Source organism: Streptococcus mitis (assembly GCF_946190065.1).
Lineage (GTDB): Bacteria > Bacillota > Bacilli > Lactobacillales > Streptococcaceae > Streptococcus > Streptococcus mitis_DE.
Window position 1 is genome coordinate 1 of record NZ_CAMHZD010000002.1, and the last position, 16,835, is coordinate 16,835.

Below are 16,835 nucleotides of genomic sequence, written 5' to 3' on the forward strand. Positions count from 1 at the left end.
AAAAAAGAAAGGACTAAATCTGTCCTTTCTAGAGCTTAGCTTTTCTTCAACCCACTACAGTTGACAAAGAGCCAAAAAAGAAAGGACTAAATCTGTCCTTTCTAGAGCTTAGCTTTTCTTCAACCCACTACAGTTGACAAAGAGCCAAAATTTCTTTTCAACTGCTTATTTATTTGCAAAATAGTCTTCCTTGGTCAAGACATAATGAACTCTTGTAACGATTCGGCCTTCTTCATGCTGGTCCATACAAGCATATGGTTCTGCATGGGAAAAACGCATGCCTGATTTCTCCATGACCTTTCCAGATGCAGGATTGTCCTTATCGTGAAGGGCGGTCAACTTGTTCATTCCAACCTTCTCAAAAGCAAGCTCAATCACGGCACGATTGGCTTCTGTCGTCAAACCTTGATTCCAATATTTTTTATTGATAATGTAACCAATAGCTGCCTTCTTAAGAACAGGATCAATCTTGTGCAAATCAATGGTTCCGATAAATTTGCCATTGCTTTTTAGTTCTATTCCCCAACGTCCTAAGGGATTGGCCAAGTAGAACTGAGCAATATTATTCTTGGTTTCTTCCAAGCTTTGATTGGTGGGAAAAGTGTAACGTGTATTATCCTTGTCCGAGGAATAGTCAAACATTGCTTCCGCATCATCCAAAGTTACAGGTCTAAGCAATAAACGCTCAGTCTCCATTATTGGATACTGGGATAGTTTTAAAAAGATTGATTCCATAGGATTCCACCACTTGAAAAGTTTCTAATCTCATACAAGGATATTGAATAAAACATTTAAAAAGCAAACTTATAGTAGATTGAAATAAGATATAAACAAATCAATCAGGAAAGTCAAATTAATTTCTAGAAATGTTTTAGTAGTCACAACGTACTATTCTAGCTTCAATCAACTATAGATTTAGCATTGAGATAACTTTAAGTACAAAAGAACTATCCTTCAGATAGAGGTTGAGGCTCTAATTCTTCACTCTCTTCTTTTTTAACTGGAGATGGTTCATAGGCTCGGATAATTTGAGCGACAACTGGATGGCGAACCACATCCTTGGCTGAAAAATGAACAAAGTCAATCTGGTGAATATTCTTGAGTTTCTCTTGAGCATCAATCAAACCAGACTTGACATTACGTGGCAAGTCAATCTGACTAATATCTCCATTGACAATCATCTTAGAATTAAAGCCTAAACGCGTCAAGAACATCTTCATCTGCATGATGGTTGTATTTTGCGCCTCATCGAGAATGACAAAGGCATCATCCAAGGTCCGTCCACGCATATAGGCAAGGGGCGCAATCTCGATAATTTCACGCTCCATAAGACGAGTTGTTTGGTCTTTCCCCAGAATCTGGTACAAGGCATCGTAAACAGGTCGAAGGTAAGGATCCACCTTCTCCTTGAGATCACCCGGAAGAAATCCAAGACTCTCTCCTGCCTCAACTGCTGGACGAGTTAGGATAATCCGCTTGACTTGCCCACGTTTAAGGGCTGTCACTGCCAAGGTCACTGCGAGAAAGGTTTTCCCTGTCCCTGCAGGCCCAATTCCAAAGGTCACATCGTGCTGTTTGACACTGTCAACATACAGTTTTTGACCCAATGTTTTAACACGGATAGGCTTCCCAGTATTATCCTTAATGATTTCTTCTTCGTAAAGGGCGACAAACTTGTCAATTTCATCGTTTTTGACCATGCTAATCGCAGTCACCACATCTGGCGTGCCAACGGTCATTCCCCGATTGACCAAGACCATCAAAGCCTGAATAACCTGACGAGCTTCCTCACAGGTAGCCTCTTCTCCCAAAACCTGCACAATCTCCGTACGAGCATGAATCACCACATCAAGCTCTTCTTCCATCAAACGAAGATGGCGTTCATTGGAACCAAAAAGATGAAACAGGTCATCTGGATGACTCAGTTGAATGTCAATTGAATGTTCCTTCAAATAAAGAACCTCTCTAATCCTTTTATTTCTTTTTATTATAGCAAAGGGATGGAGAAATTACTAGCCCAAACCCAGTGAATAAATGCTAGTGTTCTATGTATTCTTGCCAGATGGCATCAAAGTCACCTAGGTTGAAAGAGAAACTGGCATGCTCTTCCAAAAAGCGACTCACCTCATCAAAATCATCTGTGTGTTTTGGGAAGGCTGACTCTTCAAAGGCTAGATCTGCCAAGATAGCCTTGGGACTGTTACTTTTAGGATTGCGCTCAGTCATGAGCCAAGTGTAAAATGATTTTCTCATAAGTCTCCCTAAATCAATTCAGTCCCAAACTGGTCTTGCTTGATTTTGCCAGCCTTCATCAAGCCACCGAGTGCTTTCTTAAACTGACCTTTAGAAATGCCAAAGGTTGCCTTGATGTCCTCAGGGGATGACTTATCGTTTAAGGTCATGAAACCGCCATTGCTTTCCAAGTAAGTCAAAATCATCTGGGCATCATTTTCCAACATCTCAAAAGAACGTGGTTTGAGGGAGAGGTTCAGAGTGCGGTCCACTTCACGGAAACCAATGACACGCGCATCTAGAACTTGCCCCAAACGTGGTTCTGCGTAGCGCTCACTAGGATGGATAAAACCAAGCATGTTATTTTCTGGCAGGTAAACAAAAGTTCCTGACAGCTTGAGGCGGTAAACAATGGCTGGCCAGTTTTGATTCTGCATGTTGTTGTAGGCAGGACGAGCCAGACGTTGGAAGTCTTCTTGATAAGCCAAGAGTCCCCAGATACGGTCTTTCTTGTCCACTTCAAGACGGATGTAGAGTTGGTCGCCCTTCTTAGGCCAAAGTTCCTTAAGCTCAGGTAGAATATCGAGTGACACAACGATTTCCTTGTCAGGAAGGCCTGTATCCACAAAGACACCCAAGTCTTTACGAACTTCCGTTACAGTTCCCCAACCAAATTGGTCCTGAGTGGCAGTCACTTCTATGGTTGTCAGGCGGAGTTTTTGCTTCATATCCGTGTATGCAAAACCTTTGACCGTATCCCCTACTGTATGTTGACCTTCTTCCTTAGCAAGAGCATAGGTTTGACCATCCTTTTGCACAAAGTAAAAACGGTCGTTTTCATCGATGATCAGTCCAACGATAAAACTTGCAAGATTTGTATTCATATTTCCTTCTTTCGAATAAAACTCAGCCAGCAATGCCAACTGAGTTTTTCTGTTTATTTTTAGACTTCCAAAAGTTCTTTCTCTTTGTTGGCAGTCATGTCGTCGATGTGTTTGACAGCATCGTCTGTTACTTTTTGAATGTCTTTTTCAAGAGTCTTCAATTCGTCTTCAGTGATTTCTTTTGCTTTTTCTTGTTTCTTAGCTTCGTCCATAGCATCGCGACGGATATTGCGGACAGCCACTTTTGCATTTTCGCCAACCTTCTTCACTTCTTTAGCAAGGTCACGACGAGTTTCTTCTGTGAGAGCAGGGATAACCAAACGAATCACAGAACCGTCGTTAGCTGGTGTGATACCAAGATCAGAAGCGTTCAAAGCACGTTCGATGTCTTTCAATGAAGACTTGTCAAATGGTGTTACCAACAAAACACGCGCTTCTGGAATCGTAATTGAAGCGATTTGGTTAAGAGGAGTTTCTACTCCATAGTATTCTACATGTACACGGTCAAGCAAGCTTGCATTGGCACGGCCAGCACGGATACCACCAAATTCACGAGCAAGTGATTGGTGAGACTGGGTCATTCTCTCTTTAGCTTTTTCAATAATTGCGTTAGCCATATTCTTTCTTATTCCTTTTCTTCGATATTATTTGAAACTGTTGTTCCGATATTTTCACCAAATACGACACGTTTGATGTTGCCTGGTTGGTTCATGTTGAAGACAACCAAGTCAATGTCGTTATCCATTGAGAGGGTTGAAGCTGTTGAGTCCATGATACGAAGACCTTTATTGATAACGTCACGGTGGGTCAATTCTTCAAACTTAACGGCTGTCTTGTCTTTCTTAGGATCGGCATTGTAAACACCATCGACACCGTTTTTAGCCATAAGAATAGCATCTGCTTCGATTTCAGCTGCACGAAGGGCCGCTGTTGTATCTGTTGAGAAGTAAGGTGAACCAATTCCGGCACCAAAGATAACGATACGGCCTTTTTCAAGGTGACGAAGGGCACGTCCACGGACATAAGGCTCTGCCACTTGTTGCATGGCAATAGCTGTTTGAACACGTGTATCAACCCCAACTTGTTGCAATGAATCTGCCATCACAAGAGCATTCATAACAGTCCCAAGCATTCCTGTGTAATCTGCCTGAACGCGATCCATACCTGCTTCTGCTGCAGGTTCTCCACGCCAAAGATTTCCTCCACCAATAACAAGGGCAATTTCGATACCTAAGCTATGAACTTCTTGAATCTCTTTTGCGATTGTTTGAACTGTTTGGATATCAATCCCTACGCCACGTTCACCGGCAAGGGCTTCACCTGATAACTTGATTAAAATACGTTTATACTTGGGATTCGCCATTTTCACTCTCCTTTTTTATCCTACCTATTTTATCACAATTTCTAAGATTTTTATAGTATCATGAGCAATTCTTTCAAAAAAATTAGACTGTTAAAAATTCCTCTAAGTCACTAAGGGCACGCTCTGCAATTTTTTCATAACGAGCCTTCTTATCACGGATACGTTCGCCTTCCAACTCCTTGATAATTCCGAAATTGACATTCATTGGTTGGAAATGTTTGCTGTCCGCATGGGTGATGTAATGAGCTAAGCTTCCAATCGCTGTTGTTTCTGGGAAAATAGCCTCGCTTTCTCCCTTGAAGAGTCGAGCAGCGTTAATACCCGCAACTAAGCCTGACGCTGCTGACTCAACATAGCCTTCCACACCCGTCATCTGACCAGCAAAGAAGAGGTTTGGCTGTTTCTTAGAACGATAGGTTTGCTCAAGAAGATTTGGTGAATCCATGTAAGAATTGCGGTGCATGACCCCATAACGGACAAACTCAGCATTTTCAAGACCAGGAATCATTTGGAAGACTCGTTTTTGTTCTCCCCATTTGAGGTGGGTCTGGAAACCGACGATATTGTAGAGGCTACCAGCCGCATTGTCCTGACGAAGCTGAACCACCGCATAAGGTGTTTTGAATTCTCCATCACGAGGTCCTGTGTAGTCGTCTGGATACTCAAGACCGACTGGTTTCATAGGACCATAAAGCATGGTTTTGATGCCACGTTTGGCCATGACTTCTATAGGCATACAGCCTTCAAAATACTTTTCTTTTTCAAAAGAATTGAGCGGTGCTTCTTCTGCATTGACCAAGGCTTCATGGAAATCCATAAACTCCTGCTTGGTCATTGGAGCGTTGAGATAAGCGGCTTCTCCCTTATCATAACGAGACTTGAGATAAACCTTGCTCATATCGATAGTGTTGACATCGATAATAGGTGCTGCCGCATCGTAGAAATAGAAACCATCGCCATCATTAAGGGCATGAATCTTTTCAGCCAAGGCATCACTGGTCAAAGGACCAGTCGCCACAACTGTAATAACATCTGTCGGCAATTCTGTAATTTCATCACGCACCACTTCAATCAAGGGGTGGTTAGCCACTTTTTCGGTCACCATATGGGAGAATCCATCACGGTCCACCGCAAGAGCACCACCTGCAGGAACACGTGTAGCCTCAGCAGATTCCAAAATAACAGAACCCAAGCGACGCATTTCTTCCTTGAGAAGACCCACTGCATTTGTCAAAGCATCTCCACGTAGAGAATTGGAACAAACCAACTCTGCAAAATTGTCTGTTTTGTGTTGAGGTGTTGACTTGACACCACGCATTTCATAAAGTTTAACTGGAATACCACGCTCTGCGATTTGGTAGGCTGCTTCAGAACCTGCCAAACCAGCACCGATAACATTGATATAAGATTGAGACACGACACTAATACCTCTTTGGGTGGAACCTAAGTTCATATCAAAACAAGGCACTGGCTTGTTTAACACCCACAAATCTTTCTATTTTTTCTTCTACTAGTATAACAAAAAAAGGGAAGAAGGCAAACTTCCCTGTTTAGTCATTTTCTTGATTTTCTTCCCAATCGTGATAGGCAGCGTATAGCTGGCTTTTATTCAACTGGTAAATCTTAGCTACTTCCTTGATAGCTTGATTTTTCTTCATGCCTTGCTGGATGCGGACTTGGATTTCTAAGAACAAGTCCTCCTCGTCTTTTTCCTCCACATCCTGACTGGCACCTTCAACAATGAGAAGGCATTCTCCCTTAAGTGGCGTTTCAGAGATGCTTTCCAGCAATTCAGAAATTGTACCTCTTTGGTATTCTTCATAGATTTTGGTCAATTCTCTAACCAAGACGACCGAGCGGTCACCATAGACTTCTAGCATATTTTCTAACGTATCTGCCACACGATGGGGAGATTCATAGAAAATCTGGGTTTCTGGATAGTCTTTTTTCAAGTCGAAAAATTGCTTTTGCTGGCCTGATTTTCTGGGTAAAAAACCGTAAAAGATATGTGGCTGTGGCGCTAGGCCACTGGCAATCAAGGCAGAAATCCCTGCAGAGGCACCAGGAACTGTAACAACAGCAATATCTTCCTCAATGGCAGCCTTAACCAAATCATGCCCTGGGTCAGAAATACTAGGCAGACCCGCATCGGATACCTGAGCAATACTTTGTCCTGCTTTCAAGAAACCAATTAAATCAGGAATTTTTTCTTTGGCATTGTGCTCATGAAAACTGATTTGCTTGGTGGAAATATCAAAATGCTTGAGCAAAAGACCTGTATTGCGCGTGTCTTCAGCAGCAATCCAATCCACTTCTTTCAAGGTCTGAATAGCGCGAAAAGTCATATCATCTAGATTGCCAATCGGCGTTGCCACTAGATACAGCTTGCCATAGGGAGACTGTCCCTTAAAACTTTTTTGAATCTGCATGCCTACTCCCTGTATAACAACTCATCACAGAACATACATTCTTCGTCCTGTTCTCGACGTTGACCATAAAAATCATTACAAACGTGAAAACCATCTTTATAAATCCGACGGACACTTTCGCGAACATGCTTGGCCTTGACGGGAGCATCTGCTTCCACCTCACCCAAGCGTTCGCGCAACTTACTATTTTCCAAGCGAAGAGCTGTATTTTCCTCTACTAGGCTCTTGAGATTTTTCTTGATGGCTTCCACATCGGCTAAGGTTACCAATAACTGTTGGGAAAAATCATCTAGTGCATCAAATAATTCTTTTTTGTCCATAAAACAGCCCTTTCCTTTCTATATCGTTCATTTTTAATACTAAATGAAAATCAAAGAGCAAACTAGGAAACTAGCCGCAAGCTGCTCAAAGCACTGCTTTGAGGTTGCCGGATAAGACTGACGAAGTCAGTAACATCTATACGGCAAGGCGACGTTAACGTAGTTTGAAGAGATTTTCGAAGAGTATGAGTTTACATTTCTTTTAAGACCAGATATTCCATGGCATTTTGAAAGCTGACATTGGCTTGCCACATTTTTCTAGCTTCTAACAAATCTTGTAAAATCAGTCTTACTCTTGCTTGTAGGATATCTTGTCCACAAAGGACTTCAAGAATCCGTAAAACCTGATCTTGTTTTTCCTTATCATCTGCCAAGCTAGCTAGTTTGGCAACTTGCAAATAACTTTCTTTTTTCTTAGCCACTAACCAAGTCAGCAGGCGTTCACTTTCATCAACCAAGGTCCAAAAGCTTGCCTGATTGGCTAACTTCTCTGCTTCAGCTCGCGATTGACTAAACTGAGCTAAAAGGATCGCCTTTTTCTTAACCAATCCCATTTGTTCTAAGAGCGAGATGAGCTTTTCTTCTTGCTTTTTAAAGTGGAAAATCTGGGTCCGACTTCGGATTGTCGGTAAAATCTTTTCCTCATCGCTGGTCAAGAAGAAAATATAAACCTCACTCTGGGGTTCTTCTATGACCTTGAGCAGAGAATTGGCTGCGTTGGGGTGCATCTTCTCAGCTTGCTCGATAATAAAGACCTGCTGCTGGCTTTCAATCCCTGCTTGAGAAAACTGTCCCACCAATTCCCGAATGCGTTCTGTCTTGATGACCTGATTGACTGGCTTAATCAAGGTAACATCTGGAAACTCTCCCTGTTCGATCAGCTTACAATTCCGACATTTCTCACATGGCAACACACCTACTTTATCTGTACAAAAGAGGCTCTTAGCTAAAAATTGCGCCATTTCCAAGCTTCCAAAGAAACCTGAAAAGAGATAGGCGTGATTGAGCTGGTCTTGTTCTAGGATACGGACAAAGCGGTCAAACTGATCTGGCTGCCAGGCCTTTAGTTGATCTTGTTTCATTTGGCCAAGCCCATTCTGTCAAACAAGACAGCCTTGGTAGTTTCCACAACTTGCTCCAAAGGGAGACTAGCATCAATCTTGACAATGCGATTTCCTTCTTTGTCCAGAAGAGAAAGATAGCCTTGACGGACTTTTTTATGCAAGTCCAAACCTTCCAAGTCCAAACGATTGACCTCGCGATTGCTATTAGCAGCAATGCGAGCTAGTCCTTCTTCCACCTCGATGTCAAAATAGAGTGTCAAATCAGGTTTAAGGCCATCTGTCGCAAACTGATTTAGCCAATCAATGGCATCAATATCTAAGCCACGACCAAATCCCTGATAGGCAAGAGAACTATCAATGAAGCGGTCCATAATGACCAACTTACCAGCTTCAAGTGCTGGAAGAACTTTTTCCACCAAGTGCTGCCTGCGACTGGCGATATAGAGAAGGAGTTCTGTCTTCGCATCCATCTGAGTATGACTCGGATCCAAAATTACTTCCCGAATCTTCTCCCCAATCAAGACTCCACCAGGTTCTCGGGTTGTCAGCACCTCTACCCCTTTTTCCTCTAAAATTGGGAGCAGAGCCTCTAAAACACTGGTCTTTCCTGCTCCCTCTGGTCCCTCAAGAGAGACTAAAAATCCTTTTGACATGTCTAACTCATTTCTTTTTTACTACTTCTATTCTATCAAAAAAATAGGGGTTTGTGACAATCTTTTTGTCTTCTCATTTCATACTCAATGAAAATCAAAGAGCAAACTAGGAAACTAGCCGCAGGTTGCTCAAAGCACTGCTTTGAGGTTGTAGATAAGACTGACGAAGTCAGTTACATATATCTACGGCAAGGCGACGTTGACATGGTTTGAATTTGATTTTCGAAGAGTATCAACCACCATAAAAGAGGCAGACAAAACTACCTCTTATTTACCCAGTTCTTGTGTTCGTTTGTAGGCTTGATGAACTGCATCCATGACCGTTCCTCGAAAAGCATGCGCTTCTAGGCTTGCTACACCAGCGATAGTCGAACCGCCTGGGCTACAAACTTGATCTTTTAAGACCCCAGGATGTTCTTGGCTTTCTAGGACCAATTGCCCAGCTCCTACCACAGTTTGGGCTGCCATTTTCAGTGCTATTTCCCGTGGCAATCCCGTCTGAACACCTGCATCTGCCAAGGCTTCGATAAAGAGATAGACAAAGGCCGGTCCACAGCCTGCAAGACCTGTCGCTGCGTCGATTAAGCCTTCTCCCAGTTCAACCAAGAGACCAGCCTTGGATAAAAGCTGACAAAATAGCTCACTGTCCTCAGCCCTGCAATTAGAAGACAAGGCATAGCTAATCACTCCTTGACCGATAGAAGCAGGAGTATTTGGCATCATACGAATAATTCTGTGTTGATTTGGGATAAGACTTGCTAGTTTTTCTAAAGTCAATCCAGCTGCCATGGAAATCAAAAGAAGACTTTCTCTTTTTTCAAGGATGGTCTGGTATTGAGAAAGCAGTTCAGAAAACTGAGCAGGCTTAACTCCTAGAAAAATCACATCTGCTTCTGCAAAGATTTCGTCATTGCTAGAAGTCTGACCACCGAAGTTGGCGATGAAAGCATCCACCTTAGCTTGACTACGATTGGCAAGGAGAATCTGAGCACCCGTCTTGGCCTGCAAAACAGACTTGGCCAAACTAGCACCCATATTCCCCAAACCGATAAATCCAATCTTCATCTCTTACTCCCTTATCTGTCCGTCACCAGTAACCACATATTTGTAGCTAGTCAATTCCTTCAAGCCCATGGGACCACGTGCGTGCAGTTTCTGAGTAGAAATTCCCATTTCACAACCCAGACCAAATTGGCCACCATCTGTGAAACGAGTTGAGGCATTGACATAAACCGCTGCAGAGTCCACTTGATCTGTAAAGTAAGCTGCCGCATCTGCATTTTCCGTCACAATTGCGTCCGAATGATGGGTACTGTGGGCTTCAATATGCTCAACCGCTTCTTCTAAACTGCTCACAACCTTAACAGCTAGCACATAGTCTAAAAACTCGGTGTCAAAGTCTTGGGCCTCAGCTACTTGACCTGAAACAAACTGGCTTGCTTTGCTATCCAAGCGGAATTGAATTGGTTCCAACCCAGCTTCTTTACGCTCTGAAACCAGAACTTTCTCCAAGCGAGGAAGGAAGCTTGCTGCCTTGTCTTCATGAACAAGTAGAACCTCCATGGCATTGCAGACAGAAGGACGACTGGTTTTGGCATTATTGATGATAGACAGAGCCTTGTCTTCATCTGCATCCTTATCCACATAAACATGGACAATACCAGTTCCTGTCTCGATAACAGGTACAATCGCATTTTCGACCACCGCATTAATCAAGCCAGCTCCTCCACGAGGAATAAGAAGGTCTAGATAGCCCTTTGCCTTCATCATGGCGTAGCTACTTTCACGGCTAGTATCTTCCACTAGTTGAATCACATCTGGGTGAATAGTCGTTGTCTCCAAGCCCTTCTTTAAGGCTGTGACAATGGCATGGGCTGTTTGATAGGCATCCTTCCCACTACGAAGAACAACCGCATTCCCACTCTTGATAGCCAGAGCAGCCGCGTCAGACGTCACATTTGGACGACTTTCATAGATAATACCGATAACACCCATAGCCACACGTTTTTTGGTGATCACTAAGCCATTTTCAAGCTGACTTGTTTCTAAAACTTCACCGATTGGATCTGGTAAAGCAACCACTTCACGAATCCCAGTTGCCATTGCTTCTATGCGCCCTGCATCCAAATAAAGACGATCCAACATCACATCTGAGATTTTACCCTTGGCCGCCTCCATATCAAGGGCATTGGCCGCTAAAATTTCCTCAGTAGCTACTAATAAATGATCAGACATGGCTAGCAAAGCTTGGTTTTTCACCTCTTCACTAGCTGTGTTGATCGATTTTTTAACAGCCTGTACCTGTTCAAATTGTTCTTGTGTACTTACCATAGTTTACCTCTAAAATTCTGTAAAGAGTAGTTGGATTTCAGGAGTAATGGAAATCCAGTCATCACGGTGAATCAAGACTCCCTTGGCTTTTTGAGAACGCAACATATCCTCCAAAGCAGATGCACCAAATTGCACGCGTCCTTTTCCAAGTGATTTTCCACTTTCCTTGTCAAATACTGTCACGATATCACCGTAAGAAAAGGATCCTTCTGCTTCAACGATACCAGATAAGAGAAGACTCTTTCCATGTTGAGAGAGAGCTTCTGCAGCCCCTTTATCAACCCAAATAGAACCTTGACTCTGAGCATAGAAGGCAAGCCATTGTTTTTGGGTACGAAGTCCCTTCTCTTGCGCAACAAAGTAGGAACCATCCTTGGTCTCCTCAGCTGCTTCAATCATGGCATCCGCCTTCAAGGATGAGCAGATAAAAACAGGAACTCCTGATTCCGTCGCAATGGTGGAAGCTTTGATTTTTGTCAGCATGCCCCCAGTTCCGTTTGAAGAACCGGCACCACCAGCCATATCAATAATCTCACGATTGATGGTCTCGATTCGCTCCAAGCGTTTGGCTCTTGGATCTGAATTAGGATTTCCAGTATAGAGACCGTCTACGTCTGTCAAGAGGACCAAAAGGTCAGCTTGGACCATGGCCGCTACCTGCGCACTCAGAGTATCATTGTCCCCAACCTTGAGCTCATCAATAACGACACTGTCATTCTCATTAATAATAGGAATCGCCCCACGGCTAAGTAGAACTGACAAAGCCTGATGGGCATTCTTATAACGGCGCTTATCCACAAAATCATCCTGGGTCAGCAAGATTTGTGCAGAAACGATTTGGCGCAAGAGAAGATTGGTTGTGTATTCTTCCAACAAAAGACCCTGTCCTACCGCTGCTGAAGCCTGTTTATCAGCAATCTTAGTCGGACGCTTTTTAAATCCTAAGGCCCCAAAACCAGCCGCAATGGCACCTGAAGACACCAAAATCAATTCATGACCAGCCTCGTGCAGCATAGCCAACTGCTGGGTAATAGCCTTTACCTTACTACGTGATAAACTTCCATCCTCATTCGTCAGAGAAGAAGTCCCCACCTTAAAGACAATCCGTTTGTATTTCATAGTCTCACTCCGATTCTTCATATTTATCCATTATAACATGAATGGCAGGAAATAGAAAAGAGTTGATAGGAAAAAGGTCGAGACAAGTCATCTCAACCTTTTTTCACGTCTAATTCTTTCTCAATCTCTCCAATGTTTCCTTAAAAATCTCTGGGATATCTGCTGTAAATTCTAAGGTCTCACCTGTTCTCGGATGAGTAAATCCTAGAGTCTTGGCATGAAGAAATTGTCCATGTCCTTTCAAAGTCTTACGAGGACCATAAACTTCATCACCAGCGATTGGATGGCCAATATAAGCCATATGGACACGAATCTGATGAGTGCGACCTGTCTCTAGCTGCAACTCTACCAAGCTATAATCACCAAAGCGTTCTAAGACGTGGAAACGGGTCACTGCAGGCTTTCCTTTAGCAGTCACAGCCTGTTTCTTCCGGTCTTTTTCACTACGGCCAATCGGCGCTTCAATCACACCGCGATCATTAGGCAAATTCCCATGAATAATCGCCCAATATTTGCGGAGAGACTTCTTATCCTTGAGTTCTTGGGCAAGTGCTAGATGCGCCTCATCATTTTTAGCAATCATGAGAAGGCCAGACGTATCCTTATCAATACGATGAACAATTCCTGGGCGTAGAACCCCATTGATACCCGACAAGTCCTTAATATGATACATAAGGGCATTTACTAGAGTTCCACTAGTATGACCAGCACTCGGATGCACCACCATCCCCTGAGGTTTGTTAACGACGGCCACATCCTCATCTTGGTAGATGATATCTAGCGGAAGATTCTCAGCCACATACTCTAAGACCTCCGGCTCTGGTACATGGTAAGTGACGATATCACCCTCTTGAACTGTGTATTTAGCTTTCTTGACTTGACCATTAACCAAGACCTGTCCTGATTTGATTTGTTCATTCGCGAGACTACGTGATAATTCTGTCAAATCCGACAAAGCCTTATCTAAACGCAGGCCACCAGTTTCAATTTTAATTTCCATTTATTTCCTCTTTTAGCATTACAATCAATAAAATAATCACTCCAACAGTCAGATAGCTATCTGCCACATTGAAAATTGCAAAATTGATAAAGTCCAAGTGAAACATATCCACAACAAAGCCCTGACTTACCCTGTCAATAAAGTTTCCAAGACCACCTGCGATAATCAAGGTCAAACCCAAGACCATCCAGAATGAGTCCTCCATGTGTTTATGTAGATACCAAATGGCACCTACCACGACAACCAGGGTAATGACAGCGAATAACAACTGCTGATCTTGTAAGATAGAAAAGGCTGCACCTCGATTTTGCAGGTAGGTCAAACTAACGAAATTGGGAATCCAAGAGCGTACTTCACCCAGTGGAATCTGCTGGACGATATAGGATTTTACCAACTGATCAAGCCCAATCAAAAGTAGTACAATGACTGCCACTATTCCTCTTTTTTTCATGATTTCCTCTTCTGATTAAAATATTCTTGCATGACTTCTACAAAGAGAGTCCCAGCTTGACTCAGCTCCACTTCTTCACGTTTAACATAGACCATGCGATTATCTAGGTTATCCTTGAGACGAATGACTGTAATCCCATTGACACTGTCACTATCTAAAAATCCGGAACCTGTTGCATAAGCGTCCGTCCGCTCCAAAATACCATTCAAAGTAGCACGGTCTGTCACATTGAACATCTGCGAGCTCGCACTGGTATCAACAAAGTTCTCTGAATAATAAAGGTACTCATCTTTCTCTTGAGTGAAACGAACCGTTGGTAGATCAGCTAAATCCTCCATAACCAATTCCTCTTTCTGAGCCAAAGGATGCCCCTCGCGGAGATAAATGTGGGTATGGAAGGAAATCAATTCAATGACCTCTAAGCCTAGCTTTTCAACCCGTTGCATAATACCCTTTTTATTTTGATTGTTAAGGTAGATAATCCCAATCTCACTATGCCCTTGGGCTACTTCGTCTAAGATTTGAACAGTAGTTGATTCAAAAATACGGAAGTTCTTATAGTCAGGATAGCGCTCTGAGAAAGCCGTAATGGTTGGTGGCAAGAAGTCATAGTGCTGACTAGCAATTGAAAATTCATCTTTTTCTTCCTCAGGATTGGCATACTGATTTTGAAAAATATCAAATCCTTTAACCAATTCTTGCGCTTTTTCATAGAATTCCATACCACGACGGGTCAAGAAAGTCCCTGAGCTGGTCCGACGGAAAATCTTAAAGCCCAACTCTTTTTCCAAATCACGAACAGAAATAGACAGACTCGGCTGACTAACATACATCTTTTCAGCAGCTTCACGAAAAGTACCGCTATTCGCAATAGCCACAACATAGCGTAATTGTTGAATGTTCATCTTCTACCCCCAACTTCTTTATCTTTTCATTATACCATATTTTAGAAGTTTTCCAAAAAGGAAAAAAGTCTGGAAATTTTCAAGTCTAAGCGAATACTCTAATACCTCAATACAAGAATTAGAATGATATCTTTTTTCAGTCCTCATTTTATTTCAAACAAATAAAAACAGCAAATCTTGTTGATTTACCGTTTAAAACATGATACAAGAAAACTCTCTAAAAATTTCTTTTATTCTATAAATCAACTAGAATAAGCTTCTTCAACCCTATTCGCTATATCTGGACTTACTTCCCAAATCCCAACATAAGGTTGTTCAATAAACTGTTTTTCTTTCATAGTGTATAGATAGGCTACACTATCCTTTTCCTCATTCTGATGAGTGAATTTGATAATGATGTAATCTTTATCATTTGTCGGTTGATCATTGAAACTCTCAAAAGTTGTAGATTTGGACTGTTTCTGTATCTCCTCAATCAATTTTGAAATTTCTTCTCTCTTGTTTATAGTTTTAACATCTTCAGAAATTTTTTTCTTCAAGGAAATTACAGAGACCGTTTCAGGTTCAGGAAGAATAAGTTTTTTCTTACTGACACAAGCAGATAGAACAAGAAATGAGATTGAACAGACTATCATGGTGATCATCTTTTTCATACAGCTTCACATCCTTTCCATATTTCTGCTAGCTCACTAAGATAAAATTATAATATCAAACCTTAGCAATTTTTGCAATATCTTATTCCTTTATAAAATTCATTACTGTAAAAATTCTACTAGATTATAATTTTTCAACAACAGATAAAGTAGCTAACAAGTTCGCTTCATATATAGGATTTTAAATATGGGTACCAGCGTGGGTACCAAAACAAAAAAAGAGGCTCTCCGAAATCTCGGAAAGCCTTATTTAATGCTACTTCTAGCTTCCTCGCCTTTATACTTCAAGGCTCGGGATAAAAAGGTTCACTGGACCTTTTTATTTTGCGATTGGGTAAACAGAAACTTGTTTTTTATCGCGTCCTTTACGTTCAAAGCGTACTACGCCCTCAACTTTAGCGAACAAAGTATCGTCTCCACCACGTCCAACGTTTACACCAGGGTAGATGTGTGTACCACGTTGACGGTAAAGGATTGATCCACCTGTTACAGTTTGTCCGTCAGCTGCTTTAGCTCCAAGACGTTTTGCTTGTGAATCACGTCCGTTTGATGTAGAACCTCCACCTTTTTTGTGGGCGAAAAGTTGCAAGTTGCTAAGAGTCATTTTTAACATAATGTTTTCCTCCGTGTTAGTTTTCTGTGATAACTCTGGTTTGGACGAACTCTGAAGAGTTCTCCGATAAGTTTGCCATACCTAAGAAAAATGATTCAAAGAATAACTGGGTCATTTCTCTCTGGTGTGAAGGAAGATCTTTTGGAATTTCAACCATCAGATAGCCACCTTCATCTTCGTTTAATTCTAAGATTGGTTCATAGCCTGCAAATTTTTCAATGGAATTGATAAAGTTAATGGCAAGCGTAGAAACCGATGCACACACGACATCTAAGCCGTATTCGCCACTCTCGGCGTGTCCAGTAATTTCCGCACTCCTCAGCTCGCCATCTTCGGCTCTCTCAAAGACTGCCTGTATCATGTGTTCTCCTTAAAATTAAGCGTTGATTGCGTTGATGACAACTTTAGTATATGGTTGACGGTGACCTTGTTTACGGTGGCTACCTTTTTTAGGTTTGTACTTGTAAGTAACAACTTTCTTTTGTTTTCCTTGTTTTTCAACAGTTCCAACTACAGTAGCTCCAGCAACAAGTGGAGTTCCGACAACAGTGTTTTCACCACCAACAAGAACAACTTCGTTAAAAGTAACTTCTTGACCAGCTTCAACGTTCAATTTTTCAACGTAAACTGCTTGACCAACTTCAACTTTAACTTGTTTTCCGCCAGTTTTGATAATTGCGTATGTGCTCATTATGCACCTCCTATGATTTTTATGGGTTTCCCCGAATTTTTTGTGAAGACTCGCCTAGCATCGTGGGACGAACCACTTAAAAGAAGAGCTCTAAGTATAACAAAGAATAAACTAGGAATTGAGCCGA

General features: G+C 42.1%; 21 protein-coding genes and 1 pseudogene. 1 reads left to right on the top strand and 21 read right to left on the bottom strand.

The window, feature by feature from the left end; genetic code table 11:
• Positions 1–165: 165 nt before the first annotated feature.
• The 17 genes from OCF96_RS01065 to OCF96_RS01145 all read right to left on the bottom strand — a co-directional run bounded on the left by OCF96_RS01065 (position 166) and on the right by OCF96_RS01145 (position 14,751).
• Positions 166–735: a GNAT family N-acetyltransferase gene (locus OCF96_RS01065; RefSeq protein ID WP_084927565.1), complete on the bottom strand. Its 570-nt coding sequence runs from the start codon at positions 733–735 to the stop codon at positions 166–168.
• A gap of 212 nt (positions 736–947) precedes the next feature.
• Positions 948–1,952, bottom strand: a complete 1,005-nt coding sequence (locus OCF96_RS01070) for a PhoH family protein (protein ID WP_261039278.1) — start codon at positions 1,950–1,952, stop codon at positions 948–950.
• Positions 1,953–2,037: 85 nt separating this feature from the next.
• Complete coding sequence (locus tag OCF96_RS01075) at positions 2,038–2,253, bottom strand: YozE family protein (RefSeq protein WP_001232083.1); 216 nt, start codon at positions 2,251–2,253, stop codon at positions 2,038–2,040.
• Between the two features lie 8 nt (positions 2,254–2,261).
• Complete coding sequence (cvfB, locus tag OCF96_RS01080) at positions 2,262–3,116, bottom strand: RNA-binding virulence regulatory protein CvfB (RefSeq protein WP_045606314.1); 855 nt, start codon at positions 3,114–3,116, stop codon at positions 2,262–2,264.
• Positions 3,117–3,175: 59 nt separating this feature from the next.
• Entirely contained in the window at positions 3,176–3,733 is a 558-nt protein-coding gene (frr, locus tag OCF96_RS01085; protein ID WP_001262225.1) for a ribosome recycling factor, read from the bottom strand.
• An 8-nt stretch (positions 3,734–3,741) separates the two neighbouring features.
• Entirely contained in the window at positions 3,742–4,479 is a 738-nt protein-coding gene (pyrH, locus tag OCF96_RS01090; protein WP_000002996.1) for a UMP kinase, read from the bottom strand.
• An 82-nt stretch (positions 4,480–4,561) separates the two neighbouring features.
• Positions 4,562–5,896, bottom strand: a complete 1,335-nt coding sequence (trmFO, locus tag OCF96_RS01095; RefSeq protein WP_050223328.1) for a methylenetetrahydrofolate--tRNA-(uracil(54)-C(5))-methyltransferase (FADH(2)-oxidizing) TrmFO — start codon at positions 5,894–5,896, stop codon at positions 4,562–4,564.
• A gap of 133 nt (positions 5,897–6,029) precedes the next feature.
• Positions 6,030–6,908, bottom strand: coding sequence for a 16S rRNA (cytidine(1402)-2'-O)-methyltransferase (gene rsmI / locus OCF96_RS01100; RefSeq protein WP_261445200.1), 879 nt, complete (start codon positions 6,906–6,908; stop codon positions 6,030–6,032).
• Between the two features lie 2 nt (positions 6,909–6,910).
• Positions 6,911–7,228, bottom strand: a complete 318-nt coding sequence (gene yabA / locus OCF96_RS01105) for a DNA replication initiation control protein YabA (RefSeq protein ID WP_000358227.1) — start codon at positions 7,226–7,228, stop codon at positions 6,911–6,913.
• A 191-nt stretch (positions 7,229–7,419) separates the two neighbouring features.
• Positions 7,420–8,310 carry a DNA polymerase III subunit delta' gene (locus tag OCF96_RS01110; protein ID WP_261445206.1) on the bottom strand — a complete coding sequence of 297 codons (891 nt, stop codon included), beginning with the start codon at positions 8,308–8,310 and terminating at the stop codon, positions 7,420–7,422.
• Positions 8,307–8,945 carry a dTMP kinase gene (gene tmk / locus OCF96_RS01115; protein WP_173212309.1) on the bottom strand — a complete coding sequence of 213 codons (639 nt, stop codon included), beginning with the start codon at positions 8,943–8,945 and terminating at the stop codon, positions 8,307–8,309. Before tmk ends, OCF96_RS01110 begins: the two co-directional genes overlap by 4 nt.
• Before the next feature lie 267 nt (positions 8,946–9,212).
• Positions 9,213–10,010, bottom strand: coding sequence for a pyrroline-5-carboxylate reductase (proC, locus tag OCF96_RS01120; RefSeq protein WP_261081146.1), 798 nt, complete (start codon positions 10,008–10,010; stop codon positions 9,213–9,215).
• A gap of 3 nt (positions 10,011–10,013) precedes the next feature.
• Positions 10,014–11,276: a glutamate-5-semialdehyde dehydrogenase gene (locus OCF96_RS01125; protein ID WP_261121570.1), complete on the bottom strand. Its 1,263-nt coding sequence runs from the start codon at positions 11,274–11,276 to the stop codon at positions 10,014–10,016.
• Positions 11,277–11,285: 9 nt separating this feature from the next.
• Positions 11,286–12,395 (bottom strand): glutamate 5-kinase, encoded by a 1,110-nt coding sequence (proB, locus tag OCF96_RS01130; protein WP_261445224.1) that lies wholly within the window; start codon positions 12,393–12,395, stop codon positions 11,286–11,288.
• A gap of 109 nt (positions 12,396–12,504) precedes the next feature.
• The gene (locus OCF96_RS01135; protein ID WP_261081143.1) at positions 12,505–13,395 is read right to left on the bottom strand and encodes an RluA family pseudouridine synthase; all 891 of its coding nucleotides are present in this window, start codon (positions 13,393–13,395) and stop codon (positions 12,505–12,507) included.
• The gene (gene lspA / locus OCF96_RS01140; RefSeq protein ID WP_261081142.1) at positions 13,385–13,846 is read right to left on the bottom strand and encodes a signal peptidase II; all 462 of its coding nucleotides are present in this window, start codon (positions 13,844–13,846) and stop codon (positions 13,385–13,387) included. The genes OCF96_RS01135 and lspA overlap by 11 nt, the downstream gene beginning before the upstream one ends.
• A complete protein-coding gene (locus tag OCF96_RS01145) occupies positions 13,843–14,751 on the bottom strand; it encodes a LysR family transcriptional regulator (protein ID WP_001025697.1) in 909 nt (302 codons plus the stop codon). Before OCF96_RS01145 ends, lspA begins: the two co-directional genes overlap by 4 nt.
• Here OCF96_RS01145 and OCF96_RS10250 point away from each other — a divergent pair.
• Positions 14,744–14,818, top strand: a pseudogene (locus tag OCF96_RS10250) (AraC family transcriptional regulator); the annotation flags it as partial. The gene OCF96_RS01145 and the pseudogene OCF96_RS10250 sit on opposite strands and share 8 nt — an antisense overlap.
• A 175-nt stretch (positions 14,819–14,993) precedes the next feature.
• Here the strand turns inward: OCF96_RS10250 and OCF96_RS01155 are convergent.
• The 4 genes from OCF96_RS01155 to rplU form a co-directional block, all read right to left on the bottom strand.
• Positions 14,994–15,404: a DUF5301 domain-containing protein gene (locus tag OCF96_RS01155; RefSeq protein ID WP_261081141.1), complete on the bottom strand. Its 411-nt coding sequence runs from the start codon at positions 15,402–15,404 to the stop codon at positions 14,994–14,996.
• Positions 15,405–15,723: 319 nt separating this feature from the next.
• Complete coding sequence (gene rpmA, locus OCF96_RS01160; protein ID WP_006149998.1) at positions 15,724–16,017, bottom strand: 50S ribosomal protein L27; 294 nt, start codon at positions 16,015–16,017, stop codon at positions 15,724–15,726.
• Positions 16,018–16,033: 16 nt separating this feature from the next.
• Positions 16,034–16,378 carry a ribosomal-processing cysteine protease Prp gene (locus tag OCF96_RS01165; RefSeq protein ID WP_000613699.1) on the bottom strand — a complete coding sequence of 115 codons (345 nt, stop codon included), beginning with the start codon at positions 16,376–16,378 and terminating at the stop codon, positions 16,034–16,036.
• Between the two features lie 15 nt (positions 16,379–16,393).
• The gene (gene rplU, locus OCF96_RS01170) at positions 16,394–16,708 is read right to left on the bottom strand and encodes a 50S ribosomal protein L21 (protein WP_000109141.1); all 315 of its coding nucleotides are present in this window, start codon (positions 16,706–16,708) and stop codon (positions 16,394–16,396) included.
• Positions 16,709–16,835: the final 127 nt, after the last annotated feature.